General features: G+C 66.5%; 1 pseudogene. It reads right to left on the minus strand.

Going from position 1 to position 316, the window contains the following annotated elements:
- Nucleotides 1–316, minus strand: a pseudogene (locus AC0IYH_RS30500) (hypothetical protein); the annotation flags it as partial.

Raw genomic sequence — 316 nt, forward strand, 5'->3', positions numbered from 1 at the left:
ATCGCGACGTCGACGCCGGCATGGACATAGGGCCCGTAGGCGTTGGGGATGTTCAGCCCGACGCCGAGCCCGTCCCGCTCCTGCGTGGTGAAGTGGCGGATGATACCGCCGCCGACATAGGGTTGGAACTTGCCGCGAAAGGGATGCAGGCTGACGCCCAGCGTCGCCATCGTGAACTCGTCGTCGCCCAGGTTCGGCGTGCCCAGCAGCGATCCCGCCGGCAGATTGTCGGTGGTCGCGGGGGTGGAGATCGATGCCTCCACCGCGATGGAGTTGGCGATGTAATAGCCGCCCGTGACGACGCCGTGGAACGTCT

The organism is Pseudomonas sp. AC463, from assembly GCF_979253585.1.